A 14,267-nucleotide genomic window follows, 5' to 3' on the forward strand; every position below is an offset into this window, starting at 1 on the left:
GCTGTTGGCCTCACGGGGGGGTGAGGCGTCCTTTAGGGGCGCCGTTTTTATAGGAAGAAAAAGATATCGCCATTATTTTGCAGATTGTGTTACAGAAGCATTACTATTGTTAGACATTTTCGAAACAAAAGCCTAAAATAGTGTATAGGATATAAAAACACGATGGAGGATTTTATGACACACATTCATTCAGATAATCGAATCCTCGCCGGGCTCATTTTAAGCTGCTTGACCCTTTTCATCTTTGGATTCAGCCACAGTCTACAAGCGTCCGCTAGCGAGGACAACCAATACATCACCGGTGTTTCACTCACCGACCTCACCAACCCTAACGCCGATGGTAAATTCGGTCCCCTCGACAGCATGCAGGTGAAGTACGACTTTGACATTTCAAAAGGCGACATTGATAAAAATGGTCGCGATTTCTCAGTAAAGGTTCCTGAACAGTTCAACCTTCAAACGTCTTTTTCCTTTGACATTGAAGATGATCAAGGTAACGTTATCGATAAAGCCGTTACTGACCCCAACAACCACAAAATCAACGTTTCCTGGACGGACTTAGCCGTTTCAAAGAATTCAAACAACGAAATCAAAGGTAGTTTTAACATTCTTCTCCACTGGAACCTTGCTAAAATTACAACCAGTGTGAAAACGCCAATCAACTGGGATCTTCCAAACGGCGCCTCTGTTTCGCCTAACTCAACCAACGTTATTGTGAAGCCCGCTACCAATGATGATCCCGATGAAATGTTCTCTAAGTGGGGCTGGATTGATCCAAACGATCCCAACGTGATTCAATGGGCCATCCGTGTTAACCGCAAAGCAACACACATTTCTGACGCGGTATTGAATGATGAAATCGGGGATAACCAAAAGTTGCTCGATATCTCGAAGGTTATCAAAGTCCACTACAACAGTGACAACGGTTGGACTTCAACACCTTAGGTTGGGTCAATAGCAATGCGATTGTTAAAGATTCCGACACAAAGTTCCACATCAACTTCGGTGACATTGACGACAGCTACCTCGTTTACTACTCAACACAAATCACTGATAACGGTGCCGGTAACCGTTACACAAACCACGCGACATTAACGGGTGACAACATCAAAACAATTGTGCGTGACGTTCAATCCCCTGAATACAAGGGTGGCGGTAACGCTGGTTACCACGGTAATGGTGGTAACGGTGGAGACACCCCTACGCCAGCACCAACACCAAACCCAACACCGGTCATCCCTAACAAGGGCAACGATGGTGATCAAAACGGTGCCAACAATAACGATGACGCTAACAAAAAGCCAGCAACACAACCTGCGCACCCCGCAGATAAAATTCTTCCCGTTCTTCCCCTTACTGGAAAGACTTCTACGGCTGGCAAAACTTCCATCATGCTCGCTAGCTTAGCATTGGTCGCTACGGTTTCTGGTTTATACTTTACGAAGAAAAATAACTAAGCTTTCAATTTCATTTGAATGATATGAAGGCTTTCTTCAATCATCAACTACAAATTAAGCAGCAGTCCACTTTTTTTTGGGTGGCTTGCTGCTTTTTCTTTTATACCCATTTGGAATAACGCCGGACTTTTTTGGAAAATCCTGCTATGCTTTGCTTGGGTAGAAATACCCCTCCTTTCTCAGAAGGTTTCGCCTCCGATATGGAGGTTACCTCCTTTCATTGTAGGTGTCACATCGGGCCCGTCACCCAGTCAGTGGCATTTACTCTTTTTGTTTTCAAACTCAAAACAAAAAGAGCGGTCGAAGTCCAAGCGATTTCGGCTGCTCTTTTTTTAGGAGAAAAGGATGGGCTTTTAAAGCCCTTTGGTACGAAAAGAAACGGCAACCACCGTCGGTGATTACCGTCATTCCAGAGTCAAGAATCGTCTGTTGGCTGCTCCTCAGCAGACAACCAGCGGGTAGGAATGAACAAACCATCGAAATCGAAAAAATGAAAGTTCCTGCCGTCTCAATCATTCTTTCACCCTTTTTCCGAAGCGCTCAGCTCTCGATTACATGTGTTGCGGGTTCTTGTTGAGGTGAGAATCGTGTTTTTAGAAGAGGCCTTCGGTTTCGGCCTCAATTCTAAACGGCCAGTGCAAACCATCAGCGGGTTAAAGGGGAGTCGCCAATAATTGACCCCGCTAAAACAATTCGATCATCACGCGCCACCTGCCCGACAGCCCTACGCTCCAGTCTGTGACGGCTCTTTTCTCTGCTTTATTTATACCATGGTCCGTAATAACTGGCAACAATTATTTTGATATTTTTAGAACAAATTACATTGTTATACAAATATTTTAAATATGTATAATTTCATCATCTTTTTTACTTGATTTGCTTGCACGTCTTTTTTGAATAGCACGCAAAAAGCGATGCCTTTCGCATCGTTTTACGAGAACTAATAATCTGTGATCCGTGGCACTCATCCATTTAGACTAATGCCCAGTGAGCCCATCAATAAATCCCTTACCGAATTCAGCAATCGATAGGATGTGGCAAAAACCAAGTCCACCCTTCAGATTGGCTAATTCGTCATTCGTTAATCCTGAAAATTGATTTAAAACACTTTCTTTCATTTGTGCTTCCTTCCTTATGCTTTCCTGTCCTTAATGGTAGTGGCGAGTGGAATGTATCTTGTGTGTGAACATGTACTTCAAAGTCTTGCCACAACCATGACCAAAATCATAGAGAATACTACCGCCAGTGACCCCCATCAAAGCAGAAGAATCCATCTCTTGATAACTAACTAAGTCGTTCATCTTCAACTACCTCCCCTTACGCTAACTACTTACCAAAAACCGTGTCCATCATTCCATGGGCAAAGCTACCGACAAAATCGGCGGCAAAGTGAAGCCCCTTCTTCATGATGGTGCAACAGATCAGTCCACCCCGGACTGATCGAAGCTCATCATCTGAAACGGTTTGAAAATCCTGCATTTTGTTTTTCATGTTTTCACCTATTCTTTCTTGGTCAGCTTAGCGCAAAAGCGAGTAGACGCCCTTTTTAAAGAGATTCAATTGCTTGCCCAGCGCTCTACCAATGAGATAGCCGAAGACGTTGTGACCGCCAGTTACAACTGCCAGGTCGCAATCTTCTAGCACAACAATGTTTGCTTTGGAATTCTTAATCATTGAAAGACCTCCTCTGGTCTGATGATGAAAACGACACGCTTGCTACATACCGAAGATGAAGCCGTAGATGAACCCGAAGGTCAAATCTCGAAAGGCGTTCCCGTAGTATCGCCCAATGTCGAAGTAGGAATTCAACAAATATAACCGACCGCCGTTAACAGCCATCAGCTCCGTCTCGTTTAACGCTTTGTATCGCTCGAACGTGTGATTTCTTTGCATAACGTCCTCCTGTCATTTACCACGTCGCCATTAGTTCTGATTTATTTATAGCAGGCTCCAAAACCCTTGTAAATAGGGCTTTCTAACGATACAAAAGGCCTGATTTGTTTGAAAAACATTCCTTTTTGGAATAAGTTTTTTCGCCCCTTTTTCATGTAAAAGTCAGAAGCGGACACGTTTTTTGACATGTCCGGGTCTGACTTTGCAAGACATATAAAATAGAATCGTACAGGTGCTTTCAATCGAGTTACGATACGCATCGCCCTTTCCCATATACATAAGTGCCAAAAATTTCTTGAAAATCTTTTTTGCTGTTTTAAGTAAGTGTTAGTAGATAAGAAAAAGCAGCCGAAGTAGGCTGCTTTTTCTGTTTATATTCTGATTTGATAGTAGGCTAATAGGAACAATAGGCTGTTCCAAACGAAGTGGAAGAGGACGGCGCCCCAGAGTGTTTTGGATATTCGCCACGCCCAATTAATAAACATTCTTAAAATAAATAGGTACAAGAAATTGATTGGCATCCAGCCCACGACCGGACCGTGCGTTAGCGCAAAGAGGGCTGAGGTGAAATACAGGACGCCCATTTCGGCCTTTGGATTTGGGAAGAAATGGAAAAGAGCGATGGTCAACGAGGCCATGAAGAACTCTTCCATGAAAACAGCCGGTGCATTTATCGGGATGATTGCGAGGGGACCGTGTTGTTTGACTAATTCAAAAGCTGCACTCGCCATCGAATTCTCATGAGGGGCAAATGAAGATGGTAAGAAGTGCAGGATGAAATCCAATAGTCGCATTGTGATGTAACACAGGACCAGGGCAAGGAGAAGTTTTCGGAAACTTCGTTTATTGAAACGACCAAGCAGGTCCCACCAGCGTTCATCGAAAACGGCTAGTAGCACTAAAATTTGAATAAAGAAAGCGAGGTCTAGCCATCCGTCCAAACCCAAAAGAGCAAGTGTGGCTGAGATGGTGGAACAAAGTAATAAAATTGAGGCTTTTGTTCGAGATATTTGAATGGGCGTGGGTGGCTCCTAGGAAAGAATAAACAGTCAAAATCATTGGTGTGACGCATCGTCTAAACTACTTATAGCAGGTCCTGAGCCGGCTGTAAACTATCCTTTGTAGTCATACAGATCATCTGTGAGTGCTCTATATCCTTATTCCATTTCGGAATATCAAAATCGTTCTTTTTATTCTTCTCCCCTCATTTTGTCGCATTTCTTTAATCTGATTATCGGATTTATTAAACAAAAAACGGATTTTTTCAGAAGCAGATTTTCTTAAGTTAATAAACAGTAAGCGACTCATTGCTACTATAAGCCCCAAAAATTTCTTGAAAATCTTTTTGGCTGTTTTAAGTAAGGGTTAGTAGATAAGAAAAAGCAGCCGAAGTGGGCTGCTTTTTTCTAGTTGTGAAAGAATTTTTCTTTGTAGTGTTTGACTCCCGATTTTCTTCCCGTAATGATGGTGACCTTTCCTTCCGTTCCCTGTAGAAGATTGGGTCGTCGCTTCAATTTTACCTGCACCTGATAAAGCATCCCCTTTTCGCCCTGAATTGGGTATCTTGGCAGTGTCGCCACCTCACCTTCAATTACTCCTGTGGCTGTTCCTTCATCCGATTTCATCGGCAAAAAACGCTCCTCAGGATAGAATCTCGTCGCTTGCCCCATCGCCACTTGCTGAACTCGATTGGCCGGAATTTCAGCAATGATGTCATCCCCATTTAAGAAACCCCTTGCTTCAATCAGCTCGGACTTTTCTGGTAACAGTATCAAAAGCATGACGCCAATCAGAAGAAAGAGCACTGGCCAGATGATTCTAGTCCAAAAGTTTTGATATCGCTTTTCATAAAAGAGAGTGGTGTCATTCGAAGCAACGGAAGACATTCTTTTTTCTACTAAAACATCCTTTTTCTTTTCCGTCATTTTCCTTCCTCCTATCCTTCGACTAATCGCTGGTAGTAGTGATTGTTTTTGAGTAGCGCTTCATGGCTGTCATCCCCCACGACTTTTCCACTTTCAATCATGATGACTCGGTCAACACGCTCGGCAATGGCTAATCGGTGCGCGACGAAAATAATGGTTTTATCCTTTAATTTCAGGAGGTTGTCGATTACTTTCTTCTCCGTTTGCCGGTCGAGGTTGGAGGTCGATTCATCAAGAATCAAAACCGAGCTCTCCTGAAGCAGCGCTCGCGCCAGTGCAAGTCGCTGCCGCTGTCCTCCTGAGAGTGAACCCGAAGACGAGATTTCACTTGCGTATCCCTGGCTCATTTTCTGAATATCCTCATCGATGCAGGCCAATTCACAGGCTTCCCGGATTCTTTCAGGCGTTGGCCTTTCAAGGCATCCCATGAGTAAATTGTCTAAAATGGTACCCGTAAATACCTGCGCCTCTTGCGGTACGTAGGTTATCTCAGATCGAAGCACTTTTTTGTCGACTCGGTTAAGAGCTAGCCCTTTGTACTTGGCCACGCCCTCGCCCTGCTCGATTTCTAAAAAAGAAACGAGGAGCTTTGCTAACGTGGACTTCCCTGATCCTGAGCCACCCACGAGGGCGACTTTATCCCCCCTATCCACCTTAAAATTTACACCAGCTAAAATCGGATGGCCATGCTGATATTCAAAGCAGACGTCTTTGAACTCGATCAACGGATTGGTGGTTGCAGGCGCCATTGTTTTCACTTCTTTAAACTCTGACTCCACCTCGAACACCTCATTCAAGCGTTTGGCTGCGACAACGGCCGTCTGAAGTTTGTCCTGCAGATTCAAAAGTGTCTGCAAGGGTTCGGTGAAGTAGGCCAGCAAGGCGTTAAAGGCCACGAGCTCTCCGACGGTGAGCTGTCCCTTAATGACAAGCTTTCCGCCCTGCCATAAAACCAGCACCTGAAAGGCCAATTTAATGAACATTTTGATGCTATCTTCTACGATAGATAGCTGATTCTTTTTAAACGAAGCACGCAAAAATGCCACGTAATTCTGATCAATTTTTTCATAGGCGGTGGCCTCAGCTCCAAGCGCCTTGATTGTTTCCATCCCCGACACGCTCTCGATGATGGCAGACTCCACCTCCGCTCCAGCCTGCAAGACCTTCAGATTATTCTTGTGCAAAGGTGACACAAAAGCGGCCATCACCACCGCATAAAGTGGAATGGCCAGCACGGCCAGCAGGCAAAGAAGTGGACTGTAGAGGAAGAGAACGACACCCATCATCAAGACGGTGCCAACATCGATAACGAGTGACAGCACAGTGCGCGCCACTGCCTCGATGATGGTGTTTGCATCGTTGAAACGGGAAGTGATTTCCCCGACTCGTCGTGTGTAATAGAAGTCCATCGGCAGCTTAAAAAGGTGCTTAGCGTACGGGATAAGCACGTCGATGGAGAGACGTTGGCCAAACACGACCAGCAGGTACTGTTGCGTATAAGCCATAATCTGTTGGAAAGCGTATGCGCCGAGGATTACCAGAGACGCCATAGTTAACGTGTGCACCTCACCTGCCGGAATCAAGTGATCCACAAGCTGTTGTAAAAATCCGGAACCTGCAATCGCAATGATTGTCGTCAGCATTGTGGCGCACACAATGTTTTTTAGGATGCTCTTTTGCCTCCATATGATGGGGAAAAAGGCACGAAGTCCAGGTGTTTTTCCCTGTGCGCTTTTTTCGAACGTTGTCTTTGGTTCGAAGAAGAGAATGACACCGGACCACTGTTCTTGGAATTCAGCTTTGGTAAACACCTTGCGTTTCACCTGGTTGTCGGGGTCCAAGATATGAATGCCTTTGGCTGTCACCTTCTCGATCACGTAGTAGTGCTCAAGCAGGTGTTTGCCTGCTGGCTTTACAACATGCGCGATAGCCGGGAGGGGTAGCGGTTGGCGGTCGTCGAATAGCGAAGCGTCAGCCTTGAGTGCGGTGGTGGAGAGGCCGAATGATTCGGCCGCGACTTTGATACCCAACGCAGACGAACCATCTAAATTTGTCTTAATTAAGTGGCGGACTTTGGCGATCGACAGCTCCTTTCCATACGCCGACAACACCATCGCCAGCGCCGCCGCACCGCAATCCCTTTCATCCACCTGTGCAATATAACGAATTTTCATTCTTTCTCCTTTCCAAGCAAAAAAGCCCACCCAACCAAAAGGTCAAGCGAGCCCGTCAGTTGTTATACAGTTGGCAGGACTGTTGCTTAGTTGCGTGGGTTAATTTTTCTTATTTTTCTTCTGCTTATAGCGGTAGTAGCAATCAAAAACTGCTAATCCTAAATAAAGGAAGATGATGACATTGTACGTAACCAAATCAAGTTGGTGAAGTTCAGTCCATGTTCCACCCTGGGTGCAAAAAATCGTTAGCACATTCAGTGCCAATAGCAAGGCAATAAACGATTCCAGGTAATTCTTCCACTTCTTCCATCCCCCTCTTACACAATCAATAAACTGCTTGATCACGAGGTCCATAGTGTAGGCAAACAAACTGAGCATCGCCAACTGACACGCACAAGTGATTTTGTTATCGAACAGAATAAAGTCAACGCTCGCCATCCAGTCTGCTAATAAGATCATGAGGAGGGCCACCAACAAGAAAATCCACTTCACTTTAAACCATATTGTTTTGATCATTGTTTCTCCTTCTTCTTACAAAATTTTGGTTTGTTCGCCTGAAATATAGCACGCTGATTAAAATAGCTGAACAGTCTTTTTCATTCAGGTCATGAACTGGTCGACTTAGGCCAAATGCATGAAAAAGAAGCGACAATGTAAGAATCCGAGATTAAACTGTGGGTGCATTGGAAAGGAGGGATGAGATGGACGGTCTCATTTTATATCTTCAGGCTTCAGCTTACTTAGCAACGATTGCGGGCGTTATCGTCGTCTTTATCGCCGTGCTCTCGTATTACCAAAATCGTAGTATTCGAAAGGAGGAAATTGAGAAAGAGAGGGTGAAGGATTCGGTAAAAATTTTAAAGCGATTTTCCGGGGAAATTTTACCCGAAATCAAAAAATATGAAACGGAATGGGTTTCTCGGTTTGATCAAGCAAAACTCAGTATCGTGAACAATGAATTCACTAAAAATACTAATTCTTATGAACTGTCTCAAGAAAATAACGAAAATTTACGAATCCTAACGAAAATAGCGTCTGGAGCCGATACTATTTTTTCGGAATTTGAGCAGATTAGTATTTATATAAATTATGATCTTGTTAAAGAAAATCTGGTGTTTCCCGTTGTAAAAGAAAGCTTAATTCAGTTTGTAAAACAAAATACTGATGTCTATTCCTGGCAATATAAACATCATCATTCGTTCAACAACATGAAAATGCTATTAGAAAAATGGGATTACACACCCTAACCATTACTTATTGGAGGCCTTATGGATAAATTTAATAAAGAATTAGAAGAAACGCTAAACCGTGTTATGGATAACACCTATGAAAACCACCGCTATCTCGGTAAAACAAACAGTGATGAGCACAAGATTACAATCGAAGTCATCGTCAAACAGCAATAGGGTACCCTTTGCGTCACCCCCTTTTTACTTTTCTTCCACACAAAAAAGCACCGCTTTCTAGGCGGTTTTTTTATTAAATGATTAGTCGTTGAATGTAACGGTCTCATCCCCGGAGAAAGCAGACAAGCGCGCGGAGTGAATCGTGAGTTCGAGTAAGACTTCTTTTTCTGGATGTGGATGATTCTTGTGGAAGACTGGGTTTGTAAAGCAGTCCTTCACGTCCGCCCATGTCTTCTTTGATGGTTCCATCGTTGCCTGGTTCGATTCGATGCGTTTTCCACCGTTTTCAAATGACAGGTAAGTCATGATGGCGACCTTTTCGTTTTGCTTCAAGTCCACCATTTTATTGGCGTCTGGCTGGGAAACCAAGTACCAGTGGTTGGGTTGCTTTGGGTCCATCCCGAACCCCATGATACGAAGACTTGGTTGTCCATCCTTTTCAGTGGCAACGTAGATGAGGCCGTTTGCGGCTTCTGCGTATTCTTCAAATAAAGTCATGTCGATCTCCTTCTTTATTCTCTAAATTACTATTTCAAATCCTGACTACCATCGTAAGAAATGTGATCGAGGTAGAGGCCAGCAGCCGGTGCCGTGTAGCGCGCCTGTTCGCGATTCTTTGCGGCAATCAACTTAGGAATGCAGTCTGTTTCACGACGACCCGTTCCAATTTCAAGTAGGACACCGACCATGATTCGAATCTGGTTATACAAGAAGGCGTTTCCCTCAAAGGTGAACACCAACTCGTGTTCATCTTCCTTCACGTCAACTTCTGCTTTCGTGATTGTCCGAATGGTTGTCGCCGTCTGGTTACCAGAGGCTGCAAAAGTTGCAAAATCCTGCTCACCAATTAAATCTGGCAAGGCCTTTTCAATCCGCTTTGGATCAAGCTTCCAGTGGAAGTGACCCGTGTAGCGTCGTTTGAAGGGGTCGATGTAATCTTGCGTCGACACCCGGTAATAATAGCGCTTATTATGTGAGGAGAAGCGGGCGTGAAAGTCATCTTCGACCTGCCGGACTTCCTTAATCAAGATATCGCGGGGCAAGATGGTGTTCAGTCCCTTTCGAACGCCTTCACCTGGAATATCAAATGGCAAGTCGAAGTGAATCACCTGGCCGTTAGCATGAACGCCGGTGTCGGTGCGTGATGCGCCGACGACTTTGATTCGTTCCGCTGGATTCTTACCCATCTGGTTAACAGCTTTAATCAGTTCACCCTGCACAGTGCGGTGACGCTCAACGCCGTTTTTACTTTGAATCTGAAAACCTAAGAAGTCCGAACCATCATAGGCAACAACTGCGCGGTAACGTGGCATGCGCTTCCCCCTTTCCTAAAAAATAAATTGATTTAATTTCTATACAAATAGCAAAATAATGAACACGATTAAGAAGACAAAACTAGCAACGAGCACCCATAAATCATCTCGGCTGTATGCTAATTCGCGGTATCGTGTTCGCCCTTCGGCACTTTCAAAACCACGGACTTCCATCGCGTTAGCCAAGTCAAAGGCCCGTTGCAGCGCCCCAACGAAGAGTGGGACAAGTAGCGGTACAACGGCCTTCGCGCGCTTCATCAATGATCCGGTCGACATGGACATCCCACGTGACTTTTGCGCCTTCATAATCTTATCCGTTTCACCCATCAAGAGCGGAACAAAGCGGAGCGCAATTGAGAGCATGAGAGCCAGTTCAGCGACCGGTACCTTCACTGCTTTCAACGGCTTCAACAGTGACTCAATGGCTGAGGCGATCGATGTTGGCGGTGTCGTAATGGTTAAAATCGTGGACATCAAGACAATGAGCACGAAACGAACCACCACGTAAATGGCGTTAATCAATCCCGGTTGCGTTACCTTTATTGGTCCGAATGAGAACAAGATGGGCGTCCCACCTGAAAAGGCCAGTTGCAAAATAACAGTAAATAGAATCAGCCAAAGGATTGGCTTCAATCCACGCCAGTAGAGTCCAAGCCCTTGCTTCGTTAAAATCAAGGCCAAAGCCAGGAAGGCCGCTGACCAAAGATAGGTGGCAAAGTTCTGTGCGAACACCAAGAAGAAAACGTAGCCAATCGTGACCATAATTTTCGTTCTTGGGTCAATTTTATACAAAAAACCATCACCTGGCACAAACTGTCCAATAACAAGGTTATTCATGAGCGCCACCTCCATTATCAAAGAGGGGTTCCTGACGGTGGTAAGCGTGCGCTTCCTTCATCCGGCCAGCCGCAACTTCTTCTTTGTCCGTTTTCTCGAAGGCGATTTCCATCGTTTCTTCCAAACGGTGACCCACAGCCTCCTGATGCTTGATCATGTCAGCAAGCTCCGCCACATTCTTGGCCCAGTGGTCAAAGTGACGAATTCCCTTCACCATCAAAGCCCGTTGGAACACAATGCTTTCAGGAAGGTCCAGATGTTGGTCAGCAAACCACCAACGGGGACGGGAGAATAACTCTTCCGTTGTTTCATCAGCGGCAATCTTTCCGTCCTTCATGACGATCACACGGTCCGCCAAAGCCAATACCTGCTCCATCTGGTGAGAGATCATCACGATGGTCTTACCGGCCTCTTTCAAAGCGCGGATTAAGTCCAAGAGCTCCTTTTGCCCCTGTGGGTCCAATCCAGCAGCTGGCTCATCAAAAACCATCGTTTCAGGATCCATGGCGAGGACCCCGGCCAAAGCCACGCGGCGCATTTGTCCACCGGACAAATTAAAGGGTGATTGTTCAAGATAGTCCTCAGAAAGGCCAACTTGTTGCAAAGCCTTTTTCGCAGCTGCTTCCGCTTCTTCCTTCGTCTTCCCAAAGTTCAAAGGCCCGTACATCACATCTTCCAACACCGTTGGTGCAAAAAGTTGCGCTTCCGGAAACTGGAAAACCATGCCGACGTGCGCCCGCACAGGGCCAAGCTCCTTTTCCTTCGTCTTGTTCGTGATGATCATGCCGTTTACGTTCACCTCACCGTTTGAAGGCAGTAAGAGCGCGTTCAACTGCTGCACGAAAGTAGACTTACCGGAACCAGTTTGTCCAATAATGGCTGTTATTTGATTGTCGTTTAGGCTTGTGTTGATATCATCCAAAACCGGCACCGTTTGTTTACCAGCGCCGTAATGGAAATCTAAACCTTCGATTGCGATAGCCAATTTACTAACTCCACTATGTTATTTTTCGTTTCTTCCGCGGGAACCCCGAGTGCCTGGCTCATTTCGACGGCAAAGGGTTGTGCCAAGCCGAGCTTCTTCAGTTCGGCTCCACGTTGGAAGAGTGCGTTGGGCTCCTCGTCGTAGAGGAGTTCCCCGTCGTCGATGACGGCAACACGGTCGGCTTCTTGGGCCTCTTCCATGTCATGGGTCACCATTATCAAAGTCAGACCCGAACCATGCTTTTCTTTTAGCTCTCTTAAGGTCGACATGACCGCCTGCTTCCCTTCGGGGTCGAGCATGGCAGTCGCCTCGTCCAAAATGATGACTTTGGGCTGCAAGGCTAAGACGGAGGCCAAGGCCACCCGCTGCTTTTGCCCACCCGAAAGAGTATGCGGTTCACGGTCAGCGAAGTCTTCCATCCCGACCTGCTTTAGTGCTTGTTCAATGCGAGCAGGCATTTCGATACTTGGCATCTGACGATTCTCGAGCCCAAAGGCTACATCATCAGCCACCGTTGCACCAACGAACTGGTTATCCGGATTCTGGAAGACCATCCCAATTTGGCTACGAACTTCCGTTAACGTTTTTTCCGTTAACTTCGTACCGAAGACATGGATGTCACCCTCCTTGAAGTCCAACAGACCGAGAATGAGTTTGGCGAGTGTGGACTTACCGGAACCATTGTGGCCAACGATGGCAAGCCATTCACCTTCTTCAACCTTCATTGAAAAGTCTTTAAATAGATCCCCAGATTCTGGGTAGGAATAAGTTAAATTTTTGATTGTGATTGCGTTTGTCATTATCGTCTATTTTACCATATCGGCCTGGACCGGGCCTGACTTTGCCAGCATCTAAAGAAAAAGGCATACAAAAAACCCTGACCTTTCGGCCAGGGTTTTGTTGGTTAAAAGAAATTAGTCAACTAACTCCAAAATAACCATTTGTGCAGCGTCACCACGACGCTGAACAGTCTTCAAGATACGCGTGTATCCACCGTTACGTTCTGCGAAACGGGGTGCGATCTCTTCGAACAACTTCTGCAAAGCAGTTTGGATGCGGATGTTGTCGCCGTCTTCCTTGACGTCGGCAACTTCGTTACGCATGAATGCTGCTGCCTTACGGCGGGCAGACAAGTCGCCCTTCTTACCGAGCGTGATCATTTGATCGGCAGTCTTGCGGATTTCCTTGGCACGTGCTTCAGTGGTCTGAATACGTCCGTTGATCAACAAGTCCGTCGTCAAGTCACGCATCATTGCCTTACGTTGTGATGATGTACGGCCTAACTTACGGTATGACATCGGTCAATCCTCCTTTATCTAAACTTTTGATGAATTAATCTTCTTGACGGAAGCCCAAGCCCATCTCAGTCAACTTTTCTTGAATTTCGTCTAATGACTTACGTCCGAGGTTACGAACCTTCATCATGTCGGCTTCTGAGCGGTCAGTTAACTCTTCGATAGTGTTGATGCCTGCTCGCTTCAAGCAGTTGTATGAACGAACTGACAAGTCCAAGTCTTCGATTGGAGCCGCATCAGCAGCTGCATTAACAGGTGCTTCAGACTCAACCATGACATTGGTTTCTTGTGCTACAGGGGAAATATCCGTGAACAAGTTCAGGTGTTCTGTTAGAATCTTTGAACCAAGACTCAATGCGTCAGATGGCTTGATTGAACCGTTTGTCCAAACTTCCATCGTCAACTTGTCAAAGTCATCGCGAGAACCAACACGCTTTTGTTCAACTTGGTAGTTTACTCGCTCAATTGGCGTGTAAATTGAATCAACCGTTAAAACACCGATTGGCATTTCATCACGTAGTTGCTTGTTTTCTTCAGCTGAAGCATAACCGCGACCCTTAACAGCAGTTACCGTCATGTGCAATGACTTACCGGCTGCCAAAGTTGCAATGTGCAAGTCTGGGTTAAGAACTTCAACGTCTGCTGATCCAACTAAGTCGGCAGCAGTAACGTCCTTTGGACCTTGAACATCAATTTCCAAAGAGTGTTCTTCAGCTGATTCCGTAGCAAAGACAACTTTCTTCAGGTTTAAGATCAGCTGTGTAACGTCTTCTACCACACCATCTACAGTGGAGAATTCGTGGACAACACCATCAATTTGAACAGTGTTGATTGCTACGCCTGGAAGCGATGACAGCAAGACACGACGAAGGGAATTACCCAAAGTCGTACCATAGCCACGCTCAAGAGGCTCTACGATGAACTTACCGTAGTTGGCATCCTCTTCGATGTTGTGAATATCTGGCTTTTCAAATTCAATCAT

At 45.5% G+C, this 14,267-nt stretch carries 19 protein-coding genes; 4 read left to right on the plus strand and 15 right to left on the minus strand.

Annotated features, from left to right (window positions below; all coding sequences use genetic code 11):
* The first annotated feature begins 174 nt into the window (after positions 1-174).
* Together G6R29_RS06605 and G6R29_RS06610 are read left to right on the plus strand one after the other, a co-directional pair.
* Positions 175-945: an Ig-like domain-containing protein gene (locus G6R29_RS06605; protein WP_213809310.1), complete on the plus strand. Its 771-nt coding sequence runs from the start codon at positions 175-177 to the stop codon at positions 943-945.
* Positions 927-1,457, plus strand: coding sequence for a collagen binding domain-containing protein (locus tag G6R29_RS06610; RefSeq protein ID WP_213809311.1), 531 nt, complete (start codon positions 927-929; stop codon positions 1,455-1,457). Before G6R29_RS06605 ends, G6R29_RS06610 begins: the two co-directional genes overlap by 19 nt.
* Positions 1,458-2,434: 977 nt before the next feature.
* Here the strand turns inward: G6R29_RS06610 and G6R29_RS05255 are convergent.
* The 8 genes from G6R29_RS05255 to G6R29_RS05290 form a co-directional block, all read right to left on the minus strand.
* Positions 2,435-2,575 carry a ComC/BlpC family leader-containing pheromone/bacteriocin gene (locus G6R29_RS05255; RefSeq protein ID WP_213809312.1) on the minus strand — a complete coding sequence of 47 codons (141 nt, stop codon included), beginning with the start codon at positions 2,573-2,575 and terminating at the stop codon, positions 2,435-2,437.
* A gap of 208 nt (positions 2,576-2,783) precedes the next feature.
* Positions 2,784-2,948 (minus strand): hypothetical protein, encoded by a 165-nt coding sequence (locus tag G6R29_RS05260; RefSeq protein WP_213809313.1) that lies wholly within the window; start codon positions 2,946-2,948, stop codon positions 2,784-2,786.
* Positions 2,949-2,975: 27 nt separating this feature from the next.
* Positions 2,976-3,131 carry a hypothetical protein gene (locus tag G6R29_RS05265; RefSeq protein WP_213809314.1) on the minus strand — a complete coding sequence of 52 codons (156 nt, stop codon included), beginning with the start codon at positions 3,129-3,131 and terminating at the stop codon, positions 2,976-2,978.
* A 42-nt stretch (positions 3,132-3,173) separates the two neighbouring features.
* Complete coding sequence (locus G6R29_RS05270) at positions 3,174-3,350, minus strand: hypothetical protein (protein WP_213809315.1); 177 nt, start codon at positions 3,348-3,350, stop codon at positions 3,174-3,176.
* Between the two features lie 371 nt (positions 3,351-3,721).
* Positions 3,722-4,081, minus strand: coding sequence for a CPBP family intramembrane glutamic endopeptidase (locus G6R29_RS05275; RefSeq protein ID WP_213809316.1), 360 nt, complete (start codon positions 4,079-4,081; stop codon positions 3,722-3,724).
* Positions 4,082-4,756: 675 nt separating this feature from the next.
* A complete protein-coding gene (locus G6R29_RS05280) occupies positions 4,757-5,275 on the minus strand; it encodes a hypothetical protein (RefSeq protein ID WP_213809317.1) in 519 nt (172 codons plus the stop codon).
* A gap of 11 nt (positions 5,276-5,286) precedes the next feature.
* Positions 5,287-7,449: a peptide cleavage/export ABC transporter gene (locus tag G6R29_RS05285; protein WP_213809318.1), complete on the minus strand. Its 2,163-nt coding sequence runs from the start codon at positions 7,447-7,449 to the stop codon at positions 5,287-5,289.
* 99 nt (positions 7,450-7,548) lie between these two features.
* Positions 7,549-7,965: a hypothetical protein gene (locus tag G6R29_RS05290; protein WP_213809319.1), complete on the minus strand. Its 417-nt coding sequence runs from the start codon at positions 7,963-7,965 to the stop codon at positions 7,549-7,551.
* A gap of 185 nt (positions 7,966-8,150) precedes the next feature.
* On the opposite strand from G6R29_RS05290, the gene G6R29_RS05295 reads away from it, so the two are divergent.
* The gene (locus G6R29_RS05295) at positions 8,151-8,696 is read left to right on the plus strand and encodes a hypothetical protein (RefSeq protein ID WP_213809320.1); all 546 of its coding nucleotides are present in this window, start codon (positions 8,151-8,153) and stop codon (positions 8,694-8,696) included.
* 21 nt (positions 8,697-8,717) lie between these two features.
* Positions 8,718-8,855, plus strand: coding sequence for a hypothetical protein (locus G6R29_RS05300; protein ID WP_213809321.1), 138 nt, complete (start codon positions 8,718-8,720; stop codon positions 8,853-8,855).
* A gap of 81 nt (positions 8,856-8,936) precedes the next feature.
* On the opposite strand, the gene G6R29_RS05305 is transcribed toward G6R29_RS05300, so the two are convergent.
* The 7 genes from G6R29_RS05305 to G6R29_RS05335 all read right to left on the minus strand — a co-directional run bounded on the left by G6R29_RS05305 (position 8,937) and on the right by G6R29_RS05335 (position 14,267).
* Positions 8,937-9,353: a pyridoxamine 5'-phosphate oxidase family protein gene (locus G6R29_RS05305; RefSeq protein WP_213809322.1), complete on the minus strand. Its 417-nt coding sequence runs from the start codon at positions 9,351-9,353 to the stop codon at positions 8,937-8,939.
* Between the two features lie 29 nt (positions 9,354-9,382).
* Positions 9,383-10,168, minus strand: coding sequence for a tRNA pseudouridine(38-40) synthase TruA (gene truA / locus G6R29_RS05310; protein WP_213809323.1), 786 nt, complete (start codon positions 10,166-10,168; stop codon positions 9,383-9,385).
* A 39-nt stretch (positions 10,169-10,207) separates the two neighbouring features.
* Positions 10,208-11,005 carry an energy-coupling factor transporter transmembrane component T family protein gene (locus G6R29_RS05315; protein ID WP_213809324.1) on the minus strand — a complete coding sequence of 266 codons (798 nt, stop codon included), beginning with the start codon at positions 11,003-11,005 and terminating at the stop codon, positions 10,208-10,210.
* Positions 10,998-11,990: an energy-coupling factor transporter ATPase gene (locus G6R29_RS05320; protein WP_213809325.1), complete on the minus strand. Its 993-nt coding sequence runs from the start codon at positions 11,988-11,990 to the stop codon at positions 10,998-11,000. Before G6R29_RS05320 ends, G6R29_RS05315 begins: the two co-directional genes overlap by 8 nt.
* Positions 11,966-12,790, minus strand: coding sequence for an energy-coupling factor transporter ATPase (locus G6R29_RS05325; protein WP_213809326.1), 825 nt, complete (start codon positions 12,788-12,790; stop codon positions 11,966-11,968). Before G6R29_RS05325 ends, G6R29_RS05320 begins: the two co-directional genes overlap by 25 nt.
* A gap of 114 nt (positions 12,791-12,904) precedes the next feature.
* Complete coding sequence (gene rplQ / locus G6R29_RS05330; RefSeq protein ID WP_213809327.1) at positions 12,905-13,288, minus strand: 50S ribosomal protein L17; 384 nt, start codon at positions 13,286-13,288, stop codon at positions 12,905-12,907.
* Positions 13,289-13,322: 34 nt separating this feature from the next.
* Positions 13,323-14,267 carry a DNA-directed RNA polymerase subunit alpha gene (locus G6R29_RS05335; protein ID WP_213809328.1) on the minus strand — a complete coding sequence of 315 codons (945 nt, stop codon included), beginning with the start codon at positions 14,265-14,267 and terminating at the stop codon, positions 13,323-13,325.

It is taken from the genome of Fructobacillus broussonetiae (assembly GCF_018437275.1).
In the GTDB taxonomy this organism is placed as follows: Bacteria; Bacillota; Bacilli; order Lactobacillales; family Lactobacillaceae; genus Fructobacillus; species Fructobacillus broussonetiae.